We start from the raw sequence: 1,621 nt of genomic DNA, 5'->3' as shown, positions 1-1,621 counted from the left end.
GAACCTTCGGTATAACAGTCACCATCGGTCGTTTGTCCGTTGGTAAAAATAAATAATAAAATTGTAAAAAAAATGCTTGGTTATTTAGGGTTAAAACAGATCTCAAATATCCGGCCTTATTTTAAAAAGATTTGGTTTTCCGACAAAGCTGGTGGATGCTCTAATGATGTGTTAGTTTTCAGAGCAAGCAGCAAGGTTGAACCATTGTTTCTTTATTATCAATTGTCAAAAGATGCTTTTTTTGACTACATGGTTGCCGGCTCTAATGGAACGAAGATGCCACGTGGCAATAAGATTTCCATAATGGAATATCCACTTCAAATCCCCCCACTCCCCACCCAGCGCCGCATTGCCGCCATCCTCTCGGCCTACGACGATTTAATTGAGAATAACCTAAAGCGGATTAGGTTGATGGAGGAGAAGGCGTTTTTGAGGTATAAGGGGATTGTGAGGGAGGGTAAGTTGGAAAAAATCAAACTTAAGGAAGTTGCAGTTTTAAATGAGGAAAGTTTAAAATCAAATTCAAATTTGGACAAGCTACTCTATGTAGACATTGCCTCGGTATCGACTGGAAGTATTGACAACAAAACAGAATACGAATTAAAGGATGCACCTGGGAGAGCAAAAAGGATTTTAAAGCACCAAGATATAATTTGGTCTTGTGTTCGCCCAAATAGAAAGTCATACTCATTTGTTTGGAGACCAGAAGAAAACTTAATTGCTTCAACAGGATTTGCAGTTATTACGGCCAAAACAATTCCTGCAACTTTTCTTTATCAGCTTGTAAAAGCAAATGAGTTTGTGAACTATTTGGAAAATCACGCCAAAGGGGCAACATATCCAGCCGTAACAGCTTCAGATTTTGATGAAGCTATAATTCAAATTGCTTCCAATTCGGTAATGAATGAATACAATGAAGAAACATATCAATGTTTTGAATTGAAACACATTCTTCAAAAACAAAACTCCAAACTACGTGAGGCGCAGGATATACTGTTGCCTAGGTTGATGGGAGGGGAGATTGAAGTGTAGATTAGGATAATAAAGTGAACTATGACTAATAATAAAAATGCAACATACGGGAAACGACAGGAGTATAAGGCAATAGCCAAACTGCTTGAGTTGGGTTTTGATGTTTACACTACACTAGTTGACGACAAAGGCATAGACTGTATCATAAGAATTGACTCTCAGAGATATATGGATGTACAAATAAAAGCAAGGTCTATTGATAATTGCATGTTAAAATATAGGGGTTTCTTTCCTCAAATATCAATTCCAAATCCTAGGGAGAACTATTTCTTTGTATTGTTTTCGGAACAAGTAGATAGTTATTGGGTAATTCCATCTTTGGATATTGTGAGCATGGCTAGTAGTGGAGGTTACAACATTAGCGAGATGAAAAGTGGTAAAAATATTGGTAAATACTCTGTTCGCATACTTAGCAATAAGGGTATTCCTCTGCCACAATTTGAGAGGTATAAGAATGAGAGAGGATTTAGTTTTTTAAAGTATTATAAATTAATATGATTATCCGTAATTGTACCTAAGTTTTCCATACCAAGTATCTTCGACAGCTGCAACTAGTAGTCTATCAAATAGATTCGCTCCAAAATATCGT

General features: G+C 36.6%; 2 protein-coding genes. Both read left to right on the top strand.

The annotated features are described in order from the left end of the window. Positions 1-72: 72 nt before the first annotated feature. On the top strand, positions 73-1,032 hold the full coding sequence (locus tag G8O23_RS17230; RefSeq protein ID WP_166367159.1) for a restriction endonuclease subunit S: 960 nt from the start codon (positions 73-75) through the stop codon (positions 1,030-1,032). A gap of 21 nt (positions 1,033-1,053) precedes the next feature. Further along, positions 1,054-1,530: a hypothetical protein gene (locus G8O23_RS17225; protein WP_166367157.1), complete on the top strand. Its 477-nt coding sequence runs from the start codon at positions 1,054-1,056 to the stop codon at positions 1,528-1,530. The last annotated feature ends 91 nt before the right edge of the window (positions 1,531-1,621 follow it).

This window comes from Perlabentimonas gracilis (assembly GCF_011174675.1).
GTDB lineage: Bacteria > Bacteroidota > Bacteroidia > Bacteroidales > Tenuifilaceae > Perlabentimonas > Perlabentimonas gracilis.
This window is presented reverse-complemented; position numbering and strand designations above follow the sequence as displayed.